General features: G+C 68.5%; 17 protein-coding genes. 15 read left to right on the forward strand and 2 right to left on the reverse strand.

The genetic code is table 11. The annotated features are described in order from the left end of the window. Nucleotides 1-3 precede the first annotated feature (3 nt). Nucleotides 4-942 (reverse strand): SH3 domain-containing protein, encoded by a 939-nt coding sequence (locus tag FOF48_RS24510; protein ID WP_143905210.1) that lies wholly within the window; start codon nucleotides 940-942, stop codon nucleotides 4-6. Between the two features lie 100 nt (nucleotides 943-1,042). On the opposite strand from FOF48_RS24510, the gene FOF48_RS24515 reads away from it, so the two are divergent. The 14 genes from FOF48_RS24515 to FOF48_RS24580 all read left to right on the forward strand — a co-directional run bounded on the left by FOF48_RS24515 (nucleotide 1,043) and on the right by FOF48_RS24580 (nucleotide 15,498). Continuing rightward, nucleotides 1,043-1,318, forward strand: a complete 276-nt coding sequence (locus tag FOF48_RS24515; RefSeq protein ID WP_143905211.1) for a hypothetical protein — start codon at nucleotides 1,043-1,045, stop codon at nucleotides 1,316-1,318. Nucleotides 1,319-1,871: 553 nt separating this feature from the next. Next, nucleotides 1,872-2,228, forward strand: coding sequence for an HNH endonuclease (locus tag FOF48_RS24520; protein WP_143905212.1), 357 nt, complete (start codon nucleotides 1,872-1,874; stop codon nucleotides 2,226-2,228). Between the two features lie 447 nt (nucleotides 2,229-2,675). Next, complete coding sequence (locus FOF48_RS24525) at nucleotides 2,676-3,338, forward strand: cytochrome c3 family protein (protein ID WP_143905213.1); 663 nt, start codon at nucleotides 2,676-2,678, stop codon at nucleotides 3,336-3,338. After that, complete coding sequence (locus FOF48_RS24530) at nucleotides 3,335-6,553, forward strand: TAT-variant-translocated molybdopterin oxidoreductase (protein ID WP_143905580.1); 3,219 nt, start codon at nucleotides 3,335-3,337, stop codon at nucleotides 6,551-6,553. Before FOF48_RS24525 ends, FOF48_RS24530 begins: the two co-directional genes overlap by 4 nt. A gap of 5 nt (nucleotides 6,554-6,558) precedes the next feature. Further along, the gene (gene nrfD / locus FOF48_RS24535) at nucleotides 6,559-7,998 is read left to right on the forward strand and encodes an NrfD/PsrC family molybdoenzyme membrane anchor subunit (protein WP_143905214.1); all 1,440 of its coding nucleotides are present in this window, start codon (nucleotides 6,559-6,561) and stop codon (nucleotides 7,996-7,998) included. A 4-nt stretch (nucleotides 7,999-8,002) separates the two neighbouring features. Continuing rightward, complete coding sequence (locus tag FOF48_RS24540) at nucleotides 8,003-8,548, forward strand: DUF3341 domain-containing protein (protein WP_143905215.1); 546 nt, start codon at nucleotides 8,003-8,005, stop codon at nucleotides 8,546-8,548. Further along, the gene (locus FOF48_RS24545; protein WP_143905216.1) at nucleotides 8,545-9,105 is read left to right on the forward strand and encodes a cytochrome c; all 561 of its coding nucleotides are present in this window, start codon (nucleotides 8,545-8,547) and stop codon (nucleotides 9,103-9,105) included. The genes FOF48_RS24540 and FOF48_RS24545 overlap by 4 nt, the downstream gene beginning before the upstream one ends. Then, nucleotides 9,102-10,301 carry a hypothetical protein gene (locus FOF48_RS24550; RefSeq protein ID WP_143905217.1) on the forward strand — a complete coding sequence of 400 codons (1,200 nt, stop codon included), beginning with the start codon at nucleotides 9,102-9,104 and terminating at the stop codon, nucleotides 10,299-10,301. Before FOF48_RS24545 ends, FOF48_RS24550 begins: the two co-directional genes overlap by 4 nt. Continuing rightward, entirely contained in the window at nucleotides 10,298-10,777 is a 480-nt protein-coding gene (locus tag FOF48_RS24555; protein ID WP_143905218.1) for a hypothetical protein, read from the forward strand. The genes FOF48_RS24550 and FOF48_RS24555 overlap by 4 nt, the downstream gene beginning before the upstream one ends. A gap of 39 nt (nucleotides 10,778-10,816) precedes the next feature. After that, nucleotides 10,817-11,692 (forward strand): SCO family protein, encoded by an 876-nt coding sequence (locus FOF48_RS24560; protein ID WP_143905219.1) that lies wholly within the window; start codon nucleotides 10,817-10,819, stop codon nucleotides 11,690-11,692. Next, the gene (gene coxB / locus FOF48_RS24565; RefSeq protein WP_143905220.1) at nucleotides 11,689-12,735 is read left to right on the forward strand and encodes a cytochrome c oxidase subunit II; all 1,047 of its coding nucleotides are present in this window, start codon (nucleotides 11,689-11,691) and stop codon (nucleotides 12,733-12,735) included. The genes FOF48_RS24560 and coxB overlap by 4 nt, the downstream gene beginning before the upstream one ends. Beyond that, the gene (locus tag FOF48_RS24570; RefSeq protein ID WP_143905221.1) at nucleotides 12,719-14,395 is read left to right on the forward strand and encodes a cytochrome c oxidase subunit I; all 1,677 of its coding nucleotides are present in this window, start codon (nucleotides 12,719-12,721) and stop codon (nucleotides 14,393-14,395) included. The genes coxB and FOF48_RS24570 overlap by 17 nt, the downstream gene beginning before the upstream one ends. After that, nucleotides 14,388-15,050, forward strand: a complete 663-nt coding sequence (locus tag FOF48_RS24575; RefSeq protein WP_143905222.1) for a cytochrome c oxidase subunit 3 family protein — start codon at nucleotides 14,388-14,390, stop codon at nucleotides 15,048-15,050. Before FOF48_RS24570 ends, FOF48_RS24575 begins: the two co-directional genes overlap by 8 nt. Nucleotides 15,051-15,060: 10 nt before the next feature. Continuing rightward, entirely contained in the window at nucleotides 15,061-15,498 is a 438-nt protein-coding gene (locus tag FOF48_RS24580) for a cytochrome C oxidase subunit IV family protein (RefSeq protein ID WP_143905223.1), read from the forward strand. 101 nt (nucleotides 15,499-15,599) lie between these two features. Here the strand turns inward: FOF48_RS24580 and FOF48_RS24585 are convergent, their stop codons facing one another. Next, the gene (locus tag FOF48_RS24585) at nucleotides 15,600-16,655 is read right to left on the reverse strand and encodes a DUF481 domain-containing protein (protein ID WP_143905224.1); all 1,056 of its coding nucleotides are present in this window, start codon (nucleotides 16,653-16,655) and stop codon (nucleotides 15,600-15,602) included. A 169-nt stretch (nucleotides 16,656-16,824) separates the two neighbouring features. On the opposite strand from FOF48_RS24585, the gene FOF48_RS24590 reads away from it, so the two are divergent. Next, complete coding sequence (locus FOF48_RS24590; RefSeq protein ID WP_143905225.1) at nucleotides 16,825-17,496, forward strand: hypothetical protein; 672 nt, start codon at nucleotides 16,825-16,827, stop codon at nucleotides 17,494-17,496. Nucleotide 17,497: the final 1 nt, after the last annotated feature.

Consider the following 17,497-nt stretch of genomic DNA (forward strand, 5'->3'; position numbering starts at 1 on the left):
CGTCTACGGCTTCACTTCCGACACGGCGTCCGGCGAGGCGGGCTTCTTGACCTCGGCGTACTCGCCGTCCTGCCACTGATACACCTTGCGCTCCGTAACCTTCTGGGGCTGTCCTTCTTCCTCCTCGATGCTCGTCCGGGTCACCAGGACCTGCTTCTTGGCGGCCTGGAAGGAGACCTTGAAGGTGCTCTCGTTCGGAGGATCCTTCAGTCCGCCCAGCACCAGCGCGAGCCGCGCCTTGCCGAGCACGCCCTTCTTGCCGCCGGTCCCCGTGTAGCTCACATACGAGGTGACGAAGTCGCCGCAGCGCTCCGGCGCGGAGTCCAACTGCAACAGCGGCACGCCCGCCTTCTTTGCGGGGAGGAGCTTCACGTCCACCGGACCGCCCCTCCCTCCGCCATACACCGTGGACGCCACGTCCACGTCCACGCTGCTCACCCGGCGCGGCGGCTTCACGTTCGGCTCCAGCACGCGCACGCGGGCCTTGAACTCATTGCTCATCACCACCGTGGCCACTTCCAGCTCGCCGTCGCCATCCAGGTCGGCCTCGAAGCGGAACGGCGTGAGCGTGTTCCCGAAGAGCCACCCCGTGACGGGCGCCGTCCCCTGCGGGGCCTGCGCGTCCACGACCGACACCTGATACCAGGCGTTGACGTACTCCCCCACCGTCGCCCGGGCTCCCGCCGCCATCACGCGAACGGGCGTGCCCAGCATCAGCGTCTGGACGCGGGCGCCATCCGCCGCCGCGGTCGCGCGCAGGTTCGCTTCATCCACGCCCAGGTAGAGCAGTTGTCCCGGCGCGAACGCGGTGAACTGGATCTCCTCCCGATCCACCGCTCCCGACTCCTCGCTCATCGGCCCGCTGTATTCGAGCACCGACGCGGGAGGCGGTTCGGACTGCGTGAGGGCAAGACACAGGAGCAGCGCGGGCGTTGGCGTCACGAAGGGGTCCTGGCGAAGAGGGGCTCTGGGTTTATCCCCCGTTCGCGCAGGCCATCCAAGGGGCCCTCCGGTCCCGGCCCCCGTCGTTTGCGTCTCAAGCATGGCCCGGACGCACGCGCGTGATGCCCCCGCCCGGAGCGGCACTCAGCGCGACCTGGGAGCCCGCGCGGGGTTGAGCCTGTCGCAGCGCCGGCTGAGCGCGAACGCGGTCATCGACTTGATGGAGTACGGCGAGACGCTGACCATGAGCGCCCACCCCAAGCGCCACGTGCGGGGCGGCGAAGGGCTCCGCGACGAGCATCGGAGTGAAGTGTGGGTCCTCACCGGCGACGACCAGGGCACGCGCCCCCCGCGTGCGCGCCTTTCAAGGTGGTGAGCCGCCACACGTCCAGCACCGATGCGGCGCTCGGCCTCCACGCCTATCACCGGGATGATCCACGCCTCGTGGCCGAGGAGCTCCTGCACGGGTAGGAAGCGAGCCGCGAGGCGGGCATCGCGACGCGGCTCACGCGGTCGGCACCGGAGAAGAGCGCGAGGCGGGAGGCGCTGCTCCAGGGACACTCCCAAGGAGCGCGGGTCCCACGCCGATACCTACCCCGCCTGCCGAGCGCGGATGTGGAGCGGCCGCGGCCGGAGCGGCGCGCCCCGCACTGCCCCGGGCAGGGGGCACGCCACGGCCGACCCGCACTGGGTCAGGACGGAGTCCATCCCGCGGCACGGCCTCCCCCGTCCTCCCGGCCATGCCGCACGACGGCCTGTCGCCGCTCTCCAGCGCCCCCGCCGCCACGGGCACCCGGGAGGCGCCTGCTCGCGGGGAACCTCGTCCACTCGCGTCGGTGGCGCGCGGTGGGCACCATTAGAGAAGCGACTGCATCGAGTGGAGCTAATGTTTCACTAGAAGCAGTGCTGATACGTAGGGGGCTAGCGCCATGAGCCACGCCAAGCGCCGCCGGGTCCTGGGGATCATCGCCACGGACGCCACCTTCGAGCGCGTCCCGCACCGGGGCACCGAGGTGTGGATGGGCAAGTGCCTGCACTGCAACGCGCACCTCACCGTCGCCCTGGACGGCGAGCCCATCAGCCGCGCCACCATCGAGCACATCGTGCCCCGGACCGCGGGCGGCACGGACGCCCTGGAGAACCTGGGCCTCGCGTGTGCCCGCTGCAACCAGGGCAAGGGCAGCCGCCACGACGCGAACTTCCACCGCGACGCCCGCGTGCGCGACCTGGTGGACCGGCTGCTCCAGAAGCGCCGCGAGCGCTGGCGCGACCCGGACTCCGAGTAGCCGCGCTTCAGGGCTGGCGCGAACCGTCTCGCCCTGTAGCGCGCACCCTGAGAGGGATTGAGGCCGGGGCGCGGGCGCCTTCGCGCAATGCTCCCTTCCGATCTCCAGAAGCGGGATTCATCACCGCGCGCGGGCAACTTGTCGCAACCGCCCCGGGAAGTGCTAAGCGATCCTTATTCCCACTCCCCACAGAATGGTTGACACTGCCGTGTTGATGGTTGATGGTCCCGCGCCGCATTGGGTCGGGAAATGCATGAGGGACCCGCGCCCACGGCACCATCCTAGAGGTTCGTTGGACGTGACTGCCTTGCCGTCTGAGCGCCAGGAGCCACCGCCCGCCCGGTCCACCGGGGCCGGGATGGCCCCCTCGACTTTCGCGCCGGACGGTTCTCCCGCGTCCACCCCTGCTTTCATGTCGCCTTCAGTCCCCTTGCCCCTGGTCCTGGTATGAGCGGCCCTCTCTTCCCACGTTGGACGAATACGGTGTCGCGCCTGTCGGCCGCGATGCTCCTCGCGGTGCCCGCCATCGCCATCGGCGGCCTCCTGGCTTATGTGCGCTCCCCGCACGTGACCAATCAGGCGCACCCGGTGGAACAGCCCATCGAGTTCGACCACCGGCACCACGCCGGTGACGAGCAGATCGACTGTCGCTACTGTCACTGGACGGTGGAGAAGTCCCCGTCGGCGGGCATCCCCTCCACCACCGTGTGCATGTCCTGCCACGCGCAGGTGTGGAACAAGAGCCCGTACCTCACCGAGGTCCGCAAGGCGTTCTTCGCCGACCAGCCCATCCCCTGGGTCCGCGTCCACAACCTGCCGGACTTCGTCTACTTCAACCACTCCATCCACGTGGGCAAGGGCGTCGGCTGCGCCACCTGCCACGGCCGCGTGGACCAGATGGGCGCCATCGAGCAGGCCGCCCCGCTGACGATGAGCTGGTGCCTGGACTGCCACCGCAACCCGGCCCCCAACCTCCGCCCCGCGGAGTTCATCACCAGCATGACCTGGGCCCCGCCCGCCGATAAGGCCGAGGCCGCCGAGCTGGCTGAGAAGCTCTCCAAGGAATACGACGTTCACTCGCGCACGAGCTGCTCCACATGCCACCGATGAACACCAAGCCTGACAGCGCGCCCGCGCAGGACACCCCCTCGTCGTTCGCGCTCCCGGTCGTCTCGGGCCGCAACGAGGCCGCCCCCCACGCGCACGACCACGACGATGTCGTGGCCGAGGCGCTCGAGCACGCCACCACCCGCGCGGTCCCGGCGGAGGGCGCGTACGGCAAGACCTACTGGCTCGGCCTGGAGGAGAAGCTCGCCACGCCGGAGTTCCTGGAGGAGACCCGCCCGGAGTTCCCCGTCGGCGCGGACCTGCCCCCCACCGGCTTCGCCCGCCGCGAGTTCATGCAGCTGATGGGCGCGTCGCTCGCCCTGGCCGGCGTCACCGCGTGCAGCACCCGCCCGCAGGATGAGCGGATGGTGCCGTACACGAAGACGCCGCCGGAAGTGACCCCCGGCAACCCGCTGCACTACGCGTCCGGCATGACGCTCGCCGGCCACACCTCCGGCCTGCTCATCACCGCGCGTGAGGGCCGCCCGGTCAAGGTCGAGGGCAACCCCCAGCACCCCATCAACCAGGGCGCGGCGGGCATCTTCGAGCAGGCGTTCCTGCTCTCCCTCTACGACCCCCAGCGCGCCCGCGTGCTGCGCCAGGGCACCAACCCGCGCGCCCTGCGCACGCTGACCGAGGACATCACCCAGCTGGTGAGCCAGAAGGCCACGGCCGACGGCGGCGCCCGCGTGCGCTTCCTCTCCGAGCCCACCAGCTCCCCGCTGCTGCGCGACATCAAGGCCCGCATCCAGCGCAAGCTGCCCTCGGCGCGCTTCCACGCGTTCGCGTCCGTGTCCTATGACGCCTCCGCGGAGGCGCACCGCGCCCTCTTCGGTCAGCCGGTGCAGCCGGTCTACGACCTGACCCGCGCGGACATCATCGTCTCCCTGGACGCCGACTTCCTGGAGAGCCGCCCGGAGAACCTGGCCCTGTCGCGCCAGTTCGCCGACCGCCGCGACCCGAAGAACGGCGAGCTCAACCGCCTCTACGTCGCCGAGCCCCGGATGTCGATCACCGGCGGCATGGCCGACCACCGCCTGCGCGTGAAGTCCGCCGAGGTCTTCGGCGTCGCCGCGGCGCTGGCGCAGGCCGTGGGCGGCTCCGCCGCCAGCCTCGGCGCCACCGCGGCCGGCAAGGCCGGCGCGCTCCGTCCGGAAGTCGGCTCGTGGGTGCAGGCCGTGGCCGCGGACCTCAAGTCCAAGGCCGGCCGCGGCGTGGTGCTCGCCGGTGAGCGTCAGCCCGCCGCCGTGCACGCGCTCGCGCAGGCCATCAACGCCGCGCTGAGCAACCTGGGCACGACCGTGAAGGTCGTCCCGGCCGTCGCCCCGGAGGCCGCGGGCCTCGCGGAGATCCACTCCCTGGTGGAGGACATCAAGGCCGGCCGCGTGGACACGCTGGTCATCACCGCCTCCAACCCGGTCTACACCCTGCCGGTGGACGCGGGCCTGGCGGAGGTGCTGGACCCCAAGCAGAACGCCAACCGCAAGGCGCTGAACGTCCTGTACGCGGGCAGCTACGAGGACGAGACCTCCAAGTTCGCCGACTGGTTCGTGCCCCTGGCGCACCAGCTGGAGACCTGGAGCGACGGCCGCGCGGTGGACGGCACCGTCACCATTTCGCAGCCCCTCATCCAGCCGCTCTTCAACGGCGTGCCGGAAGCGGAGCTGTACGCGCTGTTCCTCGACCAGCCGTTCCGCCCCGCCTACCAGCTGCTCCGTGAGTACTGGTCCGCGCAGGGCGCCGAGGCCGGCCACGGCGACTTCGAGTCCCGCTGGGAGACCTGGGTCTCCGAGGGCATCGTCCCCGGCAGCATCGCCACCGCGCTGACGGCCGCCCCGGACGCGGGCGCCGCGTCCAAGCTGGTGTCCGCGTACCAGGCGCCGGCGGGCGGTGACCTGGAGATCAACTTCGTCTCCGACTACAAGCTGCTGGACGGCCGCTTCGCGAACAACGCGTGGCTGCAGGAGCTGCCGGACCCCATCACGAAGATCGTCTGGGACAACGCCGCCATCCTCAGCCCCGCCACCGCCGCGCGGCTGGGCCTGGAGAACGGCCACCTCGCGGAGCTGGAGTACGGCGGCCGCAAGCTCCAGGTCCCCGTCACCATCCTCCCCGGCAACGCGGATGACACCGTCACCGTGGCCCTGGGCTACGGCCGCACCGGCCTGCACGAGGTGGTGGCCAAGGGCGTGGGCTTCAACGCCAACCTGCTGCGCACCGTGAGCGCCCCCTGGTTCGACAGCGGCGCGAAGCTCAGCAAGGTCCGCGGCAGCCACACCTTCGCCCGCACCCAGTACCACTGGCGCATGGAGGGCCGCCCGCTGGCGCTCGACATGTCCGTCAGCGAGCTCAAGCACCCGTCCAAGGCGACGGAGCACGTGCTCGAGCGCGTCCAGGGCGAGCTGGTGCTGGGCAAGCAGAACAACCTGCCCGACTTCGAGTACGCGAAGAACCCGGAGCAGGGCTACAAGTGGGGCATGTCCATCGACCTGTCGCGCTGCACGGGCTGCAACGCGTGCGTCGTGGCCTGCCAGGCGGAGAACAACATCCCCGTCGTCGGCAAGGAGCAGGTGGGCCGCGGCCGTGAGATGGCCTGGCTGCGCATCGACCGCTACTTCGAGGGCAACGAGAACGACCCCGCCATGGTCATGCAGCCCGTCGCGTGCGTGCACTGCGAGAAGGCCCCCTGCGAGTACGTCTGCCCGGTGAACGCCACCGTGCACTCGGACGAGGGCCTCAACGACATGGTGTACAACCGCTGCGTCGGCACGCGGTACTGCTCCAACAACTGCCCGTACAAGGTCCGTCGCTTCAACTACCTGCACTACACGCAGGGCAAGACGCCGACGGAGAAGATGCTGATGAACCCGGACGTCACCGTCCGTGCTCGCGGCGTCATGGAGAAGTGCACGTACTGCGTCCAGCGCATCGAGCGCGTGCGCATCAACGCCCGCATCGAGAAGCGCCTCATCCAGGAGAAGGAGCTCCAGACGGCGTGCCAGCAGACCTGCCCCACGCAGGCCATCGCCTTCGGCTCGCTCGCGGATCCCGCCCAGCGCGTCACCCAGCTCCACGAGGACGAGCGTGCGTACCGGCTGCTGCACGAGCTGGGCACCCGTCCCCGCACCGCCCACCTCATCCGCCTGCGAAACCCCAACCCCGCCCTCGTGGCCGCGGCCCCCGCTGAGGCGGCGTCGGCGCACGAAGGAGGTCACTGACCGTCATGGCCGAGACCGCTCACGCACTCCCGCTCGACCCGCTCGAGCCCCGGGACCTCGTCGCGCCGCACCACGACGACAAGTCCCTCAATGAAACGCTGCTGGACCATGTCTGGCGCAAGCCCGGCAAGGGCTGGTTCATGCTGCTGGGCATCACGTCCGCGGCGCTGGGCCTGCTCGTCGTCGGCGTGACCTACACCCTGGCGCGCGGCATCGGCGTGTGGGGCAACAACCAGCCGGTCGGCTGGGCGTTCGACATCATCAACTTCGTCTGGTGGGTCGGTATCGGCCACGCCGGCACGCTCATCTCCGCCATCCTCCTGCTCTTCCAGCAGAAGTGGCGCACGAGCATCAACCGCTTCGCGGAAGCCATGACGCTGTTCGCGGTCATGTGCGCGGGCCTCTTCCCGCTGCTCCACACGGGCCGTCCCTGGTTCGCCTTCTGGCTGTTCCCCTACCCCAGCACCCTGGGCGCGTGGCCGCAGTTCCGCTCGCCGCTGGTGTGGGACGTGTTCGCCATCTCGACGTACCTCACGGTGTCCGCGCTCTTCTGGTTCGTGGGCCTCATCCCGGACCTGGCCGCCCTGCGGGATTCGTCCAAGACGAAGCTCCAGCGCACCATCTACGGCCTGTTCGCCCTGGGCTGGCGCGGCTCCGGCCGCCACTGGCACAACTATAAGATCGCCTACCTGCTGCTCGCCGGCCTTTCGACGCCGCTCGTGGTGTCCGTGCACACCATCGTGTCGTTCGACTTCGCCGTGTCGCAGCTGCCCGGCTGGCACGCGACCATCTTCCCGCCCTACTTCGTGGCCGGCGCCGTGTTCAGCGGCTTCGCGATGGTCATCACGCTCATCGTGCCCGCCCGCAAGTACCTGGGCCTCCGGGACGTCATCACCGACCGCCACCTGGAGAACATGAACAAGGTCATCCTCGCGACGGGCCTCATCGTGTCCTACGGGTACATGATGGAGCACTTCATCGCCTGGTACTCCCAGAACCAGTACGAGCTCTGGACGTTCTACGTGAACCGCGCCACGGGCCCCTACGCTGGCGTGTACTGGCTGATGATCACCTGCAACGTGGTGACGCCGAACATCTTCTGGTTCAAGAAGTGCCGCACCAGCATCCCCATCATGTGGGTGGCCTCCATCGCCGTGAACATCGGCATGTGGTGCGAGCGCTTCATCATCATCGTCACGTCGCTCTCCCAGGACTTCCTGCCCTCGTCGTGGGACCTCTACCGCCCGACCTGGGTGGACTGGTCCATCTACATCGGCACGCTGGGCCTGTTCGGCACCCTGTTCCTCCTGTTCCTCAAGTTCGTTCCCGCCGTCGCGGTGAGCGAGGTGAAGGAGCTCCAGTTGGAGCTCAAGCACGCCGCCCACGCCGCCCATGGCAACGGACACCACGGCTCGGACGCCGCGGCCACCCACGGAGCGCACTAGCATCATGGAAGCCAAGGTCCTCGATTCCTGGGTGCTGGCCGAGTTCGCCACGCCGGAAGCCCTCGTGGATGCCACCCGGCAGATGCGAGAGAAGGGCTTCCTGGGCATGGACACCTACTCCCCCTACCCGCTGCACGGCGGGTCGGAGGCGCTGGGTCTGCCGCCCTCGCGCGTGCCCTTCATCGCCCTGGGCGGCGGTCTCACCGGCATGGTGACCGCCCTCACGATGCAGACGTGGATGAACACCATCGACTACCCGCTCAACATCGGCGGTCGTCCGCTCCTGAGCCTCCCGGCGTGGGTGCCCATCACGTTCGAGCTGAGCGTGCTGTTCGCCGCGTTCGGCATCTTCTTCGGCCTGCTGGGCCTCAGCCGGCTGCCCCAGCCCTACCACCCCGCCTTCGAGGCGGAGGCCTTCCGCAGCGCGTCCACGCACGGCTACTGGCTGAGCGTGCCCCACCCCACGGGGCAGGACGCGACGGACACCACGAACCAGTTGAAGGCCCTGGGCGCCACCCAGGTGACCGTCGTCTCGGGAGAGAACGAATGAGGTGGCTCATCCCCGCCGCGGGGCTCGCCGCGCTCACGGGCTGCAACGTCAGCTCGGAGTTTCTCCAGCGCATGGAGACGCAGCCCAAGTACGAGTACTACGAGACGTCCGAGTTCTGGGCGGATGGCCGCGCCATGCGCGTGCCCCCGGCCGGGACCGTCCCGCGCGAGCGCCCGGTGGGCAACCCCGGCATCAGCACGGGCCGCAGCAACGGCGTCGCCGTCACGGCCATCCCCCTGACGGTGGACAAGCCGCTGCTCGCCCTGGGCCAGAAGAAGTACAACATCGTCTGCTCGCAGTGCCACGGCGTGCTCGGAGACGGCAACAGCGTCGTCGCGGAGAACATGGCGCTGCGCCTGCCGCCGTCCCTGCTGGAGCTCGCGGACAAGCCGGCCGGCCACTTCTACACCGCCATCAACGAAGGCTACGGCATCATGCCGTCCTTCTCGGGTGAGCTCGACACGCGTGAGCGCTGGGCCGTCGTCGCCTACGTGCGCGCGCTGCAGGCCGCCCGCAGCACCGCCGGGGCGCAGCCCGTCCCGCAGGAGAACCGATGACTGCCATGGAGCGCTACACCGGCACGCCCAAGCTGATGGTGCCCGCGTTCGGCCTGGGCGTGGTGGGCCTCGTGCTCACCGCCGTGGGGTTCTTCATGAACCCCCAGGCCACCAGCTTCAGCTATCTGCTGGGCTTCACCTACTGGGTGGGCATCAGCGTGGCCGCCCTCATCATGCTGGCCATCTTCCACACGGCGAAGGCCAAGTGGCTCATCGTCCTGCGGCGCGCCATGGAGACCATGGCCGTCTCGGTGCCCGTCTTCGCGGTGCTCATCCTCGCCTTCATCCCCTTGATGAAGTACCTCTACCCGTGGTTCCCGGGCTCGCCCCTGGCCGCGGACATCCACGGCATCGAGGTGGAGCACCTGGCCCACAAGCAGCACGGCTACCTGTTCCCCAGCTTCTTCGTCGTCCGTCAGCTCATCTACTTTGGCGTGTGGACCTTCGTGAGCCAGCGGCTGTACGGCTGGAGCACGAAGCAGGACGAGGCGGGCGGGCTGGAGCTCACCGTGAAGCAGCGCCGCTTCTCCCCGGGCGCCCTGCCCTTCCTGGCGCTGACCATCACGTTCGCGGCCTTCGACTGGCTGATGAGCCTCACGCCGCTGTGGCAGTCCACCATCTTCGGCGTCTACTACTTCGCCGGCAGCTTCCTGGCCGCCTTCTGCATGCTGACGCTCGTCACGGTCAACGCGCAGGGCAAGGACCTGTACGGCAGCCTGGTGAAGACGCCGCACTACCACAACCTGGGCAAGCTGATGTTCGCCTTCACGGCGTTCTGGGCCTACATCGCCTTCTCCCAGTTCCTGCTGGTGTGGATCGCCAACATCCCGGAAGAGGCGCCCTGGTACGGCCTGCGCATGTTCGGAGCGTGGCGCCCCATGTCCATCGCCATCTTCCTGCTGAACTTCGTGCTGCCGTTCTTCACGCTGCTGTCACGCAAGCTGAAGGAGAAGCCCCGCCTCCTGGGGGTGGCGGCCGTCTACCTGCTTCTCATGCACGCCGTGGACCTGTATTGGCTCATCTGGCCGGCGTTCTCCGGCGAGGCCGGTCCGACGTTCCACTGGACGCTCATCACGGCCTTCGTGGGCGTGGGCGGCATCGCGGTGGGCTACGCCCTCATGAAGGCGCGCGGAAAGTACACGCTGCCGGTGAAGGACCCCTACATCGCGGAGTCCCTGAGGTACGTGCAGCCATGAAGAAGACCCAGTCCGAAGTCGAATCGCGGGTCATCGTCGGCGCGCATGGCGTGGCGGCCGAGGAAGACCACATCGTCATGGGGAAGGTCGTCGGCATCGGCGTCGGTGCCATGGTCCTCTTCTTCGCGGGCGCGGTGTGGGCCTGGCGCGTCCAGGTCGTGACGATGCAGGAGGCCCAGCCGGACGGCCCTCCGCCCCGTCCGGCCGCGGTGGGCCAGTACGAGATTGGCATCGTGAACCAGCGCCTGTTCGAACAGGACTGGCGCGCGACCGAGAAGCTGGGCGGCCAGCAGCAGGCGCTGAAGAACGGCTGGGGTGACCAGCCGGGCGTCGCGGCCCACAAGCCGCTGGAGCAGGCCATGGACCAGGTCATCACGACCGAGGCCCAGAAGGCCCGCGAGCCGGCCCCGGCGCCCACGCCGGCCCCGGAGCCCGCGCCTCACGTGGCGCCCCCGGCCCCTGCCCCGAAGAAGTAGGCTCCCCCCGCACCTCCTACCCCGAGCCGTCCTGCCCCCATGCCGTCCCACTTCCACTCCCCCTCCGCCCGCGCCCCCGGGCTCCTGGCGGCGCTCGCGCTGGTGCTCACCAGCGCCACGCCCGCGTTCGCCCTGCCGGGTGGAGGCAAGACGCCCCGCGCCATCCTGGAGGCGGACTCCGACCTGCCCCCGCCGGTGACGGGCGTGGACGTGTTGGAGCACCTGGGGGAGCCGCTCCCCCTGGAGACGCGCTTCCTGGACTCGAATGGGGACGAGGTGCGGCTGGGGACGCTGCTGTCGAAGACGCGCCCCACCCTGCTCACGCTCGTGTACTACGAGTGCCCCATGCTCTGTAACCTGGTCATCAACGAGCAGGTCCGCGTGATGCGCGAGCTGGGCCTGGAGCTGGGCAAGGACTACGAGGCCGTCACCGTCAGCATCGACCCGAAGGACACCCCGGTGCAGAGCGCCGAACGGCGGCGCAAGTACCTCCAGTCCATGGGCAAGCCGGAGACGGCCCCCTGGCATTTCCTCACCGGCACCGACGAGAACATCCACAAGCTCGCCGATGCCGTGGGCTTCAAGTACACGTATGAGCCGAGCACGAAGCAGTACGCCCACCCCGCGGTGGTCACCGTGCTCACCCCGGAGGGGAGCATCTCCCGCTACCTCTACGGCACGTCGTTCGACCGCAAGGACGTGAAGCTTTCGCTGCTGGAAGCTGCGGGCGGTCGGGTCGGGACGAGCGTCGATCGCATCGTCATGTCCTGTTTCAAGTATGACACCGCCACGCGGCGGTACGGTTTCTACATCTTTGGTTTCATCCGCCTGGGCTCCCTGGCTGTCTTCGGCGCCCTGGCCACGATGCTGATCTATTTCTGGAGGCGCGAGCTGAAGAAAGGCGCGACTACATGAGCGACCTGGCCAACCAATTCCTGTTCCTCCCGGAGCGCGCGTCCACGTTCGCGGAACGGGTCGACTTCCTGCACTACTTCGTCGTCGGCACGACGATGGTGATGTCCGCGGGCGTCGGTCTCGCGGCGCTCTTCATGTTCTTCCGCTACCGTCGGCGGGAGGCCCACCAGACGACGGAATACGTCGTGCCGGACCTGAAGACGGAGTTCCTCTTCGTCTCCGTCCCGCTGGTGTTCTTCCTGGCGTGGTTCGCCATCGGGTTCCGGGACTTCACCTGGTACACCACTCCGCCCAAGGACTCGATGGATGTCTACGTCATGGGCAAGCAGTGGATGTGGAAGTTCTCCTACCCGGAGGGCCCCAACGGCGTGAACGTGCTGCACGTGCCGGCGAACCGCCCGGTGCGCCTGCTCATCACGTCCCGCGACGTCATCCACTCCTTCTACGTCCCGTCCTTCCGCATCAAGATGGACGCGCTGCCGGGCCGCTACACGCAGGCCTGGTTCGAGGCGACGAAGCCCGGCACGTACCAGGTGCTCTGCACCGAGTACTGCGGCCTGTCGCACTCGAAGATGCTGGCGGAGGTCGTCGTGCTCGCGCCGGAGGACTACGAGAACTGGCTGAAGGAGCAGCAGCGCGGCCGCCTGCAGGACCGGCAGGACGCGCTGGCGGACACCTCGCTGGTGCCGCCCGTCGCCCGCATGGCCGAGCAGGGCCAGAAGCTGGTGGGCACGCAGGGCTGCCTCAAGTGCCACTCGGTGGACGGCTCGAAGCACATCGGCCCCACCTTCCTGGGCCTCTACGAGCGCACGGAGCGGCTCGATGACGGCCAGGAGATCCGCGTGGACGAGGCCTACATCACGCAGTCGATGATGGACCCGGGCGCGCACATCGTCGCCGGCTACCAGAACGTGATGCCGACCTACCAGGGCAAGCTCCAGGGCCCTGAGTCCGCCGCCATCGTCGAGTACATCAAGACGCTGCGCACTCCGAACGTGCGCGAGAGCGCTTCCGAGGGACCCGCCTATGACCCCATCCAGTAGCATCGCCGCGCCGGGGGCCGCCCCCGGCCATGAGGCGACCGACGACCACGGCCACCACCCGAGCTACCTGACGGACGGCACCACGGTGAAGTCGTGGCTGCTGACGGTGGACCACAAGCGCATCGGCATCATGTACATGATCTGGGTGCTGCTGTTCTTCCTGGTGGGCGGCATCTTCGCGCTGCTCATCCGGATCGAGCTGCTCACGCCCGGCCCGACCATCATGGACGCGATGACGTACAACCGCGTCTTCACGCTGCATGGCATCGTCATGATCTTCTTGTTCATGATCCCTGCCATCCCCTCCATCTTCGGCAACTTCCTGCTGCCGCTGATGCTGGGCGCCAAGGACGTGGCGTTCCCCCGGCTGAACCTGCTGTCGCTCTACGTGTACCTGGCGGGCGCGGGCTTCGCGCTCTGGGGCATGCTCAACGGCGGCCTGGACACCGGCTGGACGTTCTACACGCCGTACAGCGCGCACACGACGACCACGGTCGCGCCGGTGCTCTTCGGCGCGTTCATCATCGGGTTCAGCTCCATCCTCACGGGCATGAACTTCATCGTCACCACGCACACCATGCGGGCGCCGGGCATCACCTGGTTCAAGATGCCGCTGATGGTCTGGGCGCTCTACGCGACCAGCTGCATCCAGGTGCTGGCGACGCCGGTGATTGGCCTGCTGACGCTGCTGGTGGCGGCGGAGAACCTGTTCAGCCTGGGCATGTTCGACGTGGCCCGCGGCGGCGACCCGGTGCTCTTCCAGCACCTGTTCTGGTTCTACAGCCACCCGGCCGTGTACATCATGGTGCTGCCGGCGTTCGGCGTGATGAGCGAGATCGTCTCCGCGTTCAGCCGCAAGAACATCTTCGGCTACCGCGCGGTGGCGTACTCCTCCCTGGGCATCGCGTTCGTGGGCTTCTTCGCCTGGGGCCACCACATGTTCGTGTCCGGCCAGTCCACCTTCAACGCCGGCGTGTTCGGCGTGCTGACGATGCTGGTGGGCGTGTTCACCGCCATCAAGGTCTTCAACTGGGTGGGCACCGTCTACAAGGGCGCGGTGGAGTTCAGCACCCCGTTCGCCTACTTCTGCGGCTTCCTGTTCTTCACCGTGTTCGGCGGCATGACGGGCATCGCGGTGGGCACGGTGTCGCTGGACGTGCCGTGGCACGACACGTACTTCGTCGTGGCGCACTTCCACTTCATCATGGTGGGCGCGACGATCATGGCCTTCCTGGCCGCGCTCCACTACTGGTTCCCGAAGATGTTCGGGAAGATGTACCACGAGGGGTGGGGCCTGGTTTCCGCGGCCCTCATCATCCTGGGCTTCAACGCGACGTTCATCCCCCAGTTCCTCGTGGGCAACGCGGGCATGCCGCGCCGCTACTACGAGTACCCGGAGCGCTTCCAGGCGCTGAACGTGGCGTCCACGGCGGGCGCGTCGCTGCTCGCGTTCGGGTTCATCATCATCGCGGTGTACCTGACGTACGCGCTCATCTACGGCGAGCGCGTGGACAACCCGTGGCACAGCAAGGGCTACGAGTGGCTGACCATGTCCCCTCCGCCCACGCACAACTTCATTGGCCCGCAGCCGACGTATCCCGAGGAGCCGCACTTCTACGTGGATCCGAAGAAGGCCGAGGGCGAGGTGTCGGATGTCTAGCGCGCACGTGACGCCGGGCTCGCTGCCCGGTCCCAAGCTGGCCGCCCACTTCGCGTCGCTGGATGTCCAGAAGCACGCGGCGCGGTTGGGCATGTGGCTGTTCCTCGCCACGGAAATCCTGCTCTTCGCGGGTCTGTTCGCCTGCTACGCCTCCTACCGCTTCCTGTTCCCGGAAGCGTGGGCGGCGTCCAGCCGGAGCCTGGACCTGACGATGGGCACCATCAACACGGTGGTGCTCATCACCTCCTCGTTCACCGCCGCCATGGCGGTGCACTACGCCAAGGAGGGGAAGAACAAGATGGTGGGGCACATGTTCGTGCTCACGCTCCTGATGGCTCTGGGGTTCCTCGTCATCAAGTTCTTCGAGTACAAGCACAAGTTCCACATCGGGACGCTGCCGGGCCGGTACTACTTCTACGAAGGCATCCAGCTGCCGGGCGCGCCGCTGTACTTCACGGTGTACTTCGCCTCCACCGCGCTGCACGCGCTGCACGTCGTCATCGGCATGACGGTGCTCGCGTTCGGCACGGTGCGCGCGTACCGCGTCGGGGACTTCAACGCGAACAACTACACGCAGATCGAGCTGGGCTCCATGTACTGGCACCTGGTCGACCTGGTGTGGATCTTCCTCTTCCCGATGCTGTACCTGGTCTGAGGGTTAAGACATGGCCATCGCCAACGAATCGCATCAGGAAGAGCACAACATGCAGGAGCACCACGGCGCCGGGCGCTACGTGGTCATCTGGATCGCCCTGCTGGTGCTCACGCTCGTCACGGTCTTCACCGGCCGCATGCACCTGCCCAGCTTCGGTCTGCTGCTGGCGCTCGTCATCGCCAGCGTGAAGGGCACGCTGGTGGCGCTGTATTTCATGCACCTGTCCGAGCACCGCGGCGCGAACCGCCTGGTGTTCGGGGTGTCCATCGCCTTCGTGGTGCTGCTCATCGGCTTCACGCTGATGGACTTCGGCACCCGCTTCCGTCTGGCCAACCCCCCGGGCTCGCAGTACAGCGACCTCCAGGCGGTGGACATCGGCGCGAACAAGGCCGAGGGCCGCTCTGGCGGGCACATGGACGTCAAGCAGAAGCATGAGACGCACGAGTAGTCCGGCGTCTCACGCGGTCCCTTGAAGCACGAACGCGGCGCCCGGGATTCTTCCCTGGCGCCGCGTCGCTTTTGGACAGGACCCTCGCCGCTGCGAGACGGCTACAGCGCGACGGTCAGGTTGAAGGAGAGCGCCGTGTCGGTGGACACCTTGCCCGGGGGCGGAGAGGTGTCCGACTTCACGAGGAAGCCCACGCCCAGGGCCAGCGCGTCGGTGAGGTTCGCCATCACCTGCGTCTGGCTGCTGAAGAGCAGGCGGGACTCGGTGATGACGCTCACGAGCACCTCCGCCTCTTCCTGGAAGGTGATGTCCTTGGAGATGCCGTAGCGGAACAGGGCCCCGAAGCGCGGGCCGCCCAGGTCCACGTCCTCCAGGTCCATGCGCTCCGGGTAGTACTGGAAGCGCATTTCGCGCGCGTAGCGGAAGGCGAGGTCGGTGCGCAGCACGGACTCGCGCACGCCCAGCTTCTCGTCCCGCTTGGTGTCGAACCAGAGGATGCTGGCGCCGGCTTCACCGGAGGGCCGCGCCTCCACGCTCTTGACGTGGTCCGTGTCCACGCCCGCCAGCAGGTAGCCGCTGAGCTGCTCCGTGAAGCGGCGGTCGCCGCGCAGCTCGACGCCGGCGTTGAGGGCCACCACCTGCGACGCGGACTCGACCTCGCCCTTCAGCTGCGGGGCGCGGCTGCGGCCGTACGCGCCGTAGGCCTTCACCGAGTAGATCCAGTTGTCCGTCTTGCGCAGCGCGCTCGCGAGCCCGCTCACCGTCAGCGTGGACGCGTTGCCGGTGAGGGAGATGAGGCTCATGCCCACGCTGACGTCCCAGGTGCTGGGCTTCGCGGCGGCGGGCGCGGCGGCGGCGGCCTCGGGCGACGGCGCGATGGGGCCACGGGCCGTCACCTCGGCCAGGCGCTCAATGGCCTCCGCGAGCCGGGCGGTGGCCTCGGCGGAGCGCTCCGCGGCGAGGGCGGCGCGCTCCGCGGCGGCGGCGGCGCGCTCCGCGGCGGGAGCATCCGCGGGGAGGGGGGCGGGCGGCATCGGGGGCGCGGGCGGAGGGACGGCGGCGGCCGGAGCACGGGCGGCGGCGGCGGGCGGCGGCGGCGGTGCGGGCGGCGTCTGGGCTTGCAGCGACGAGGCGAGCAGCAGTGCGACGGGGAGCATCGGGGTTCCTTGAGGTGAAGCAGGCACGACAACGGACCTGCAAGGGAGCGTGAAAGGCCGGCTCCCTTTCCGGCACGGAACTTCTTAGCGCATGCGGGACACGGAGCGTCCTGACCTTCTACGCTCGAAATGCGGGTCCTTGTCCGGGCCCGGTACGCGAGGACCCGCCTTGAGGCCCACCCTGCTTCCCCTGCTGTGCGCGCTGTCGTCCTGGCCCACCGTCGTCCTCGCGGGCCAGACGGTCACGGCGCCGGTGGACGTGGGCGTGGGCCCGGCGGTGTTCGTGTTCTCCGGCCCCATCGCGGACGACCAGTTCCTGCACACGGGCCTGAAGCTGTCGGTGGACGCGGTGCTGGACAAGGAGTGGCTGCGCAAGAACCAGCGCGTCATCCCGCTCCGCTACCGCAAGCAGGCCAAGCAGTTGGAGGAGGTCCGCATCTCCCCGTCCATCTTCATCCCGGACTCCTTCATCATCTCCCCCAAGTGGCGGAACACGGGGATGTACGGGGTGACCTTCAAGCCGCTGGGCGTGGGGCTGCCGCTGACGTCCAGCCCGGTGCGCTTCAAGCTGGGCGTGGGGCTGGTGTTGACGTATGCGTACATCTTCTCCGACACGCTGCCAGACACGCACTTCCTGCGGCCCGGCGCGAACGTGGGCGCGGACCTGGAGTTCCAACTGGCGAAGAGCTTCCTCATCAGCGTGGGGTGGGAGTCCACCTTCTACGTGCCGCAGGAGCTGGGCGGGCTGGGGCTGCCGGACCGCGTGGGCGACGGCATCTTCCACGTGGGGCAGGCGTACCTGCAGTTCCACTTCCGCTTCCCGTACACCACGCGGTTGTAGC

Origin of the sequence: Corallococcus sp. Z5C101001 (assembly GCF_007352635.1) — a bacterium.
Classification (GTDB): domain Bacteria; phylum Myxococcota; class Myxococcia; order Myxococcales; family Myxococcaceae; genus Corallococcus; species Corallococcus silvisoli.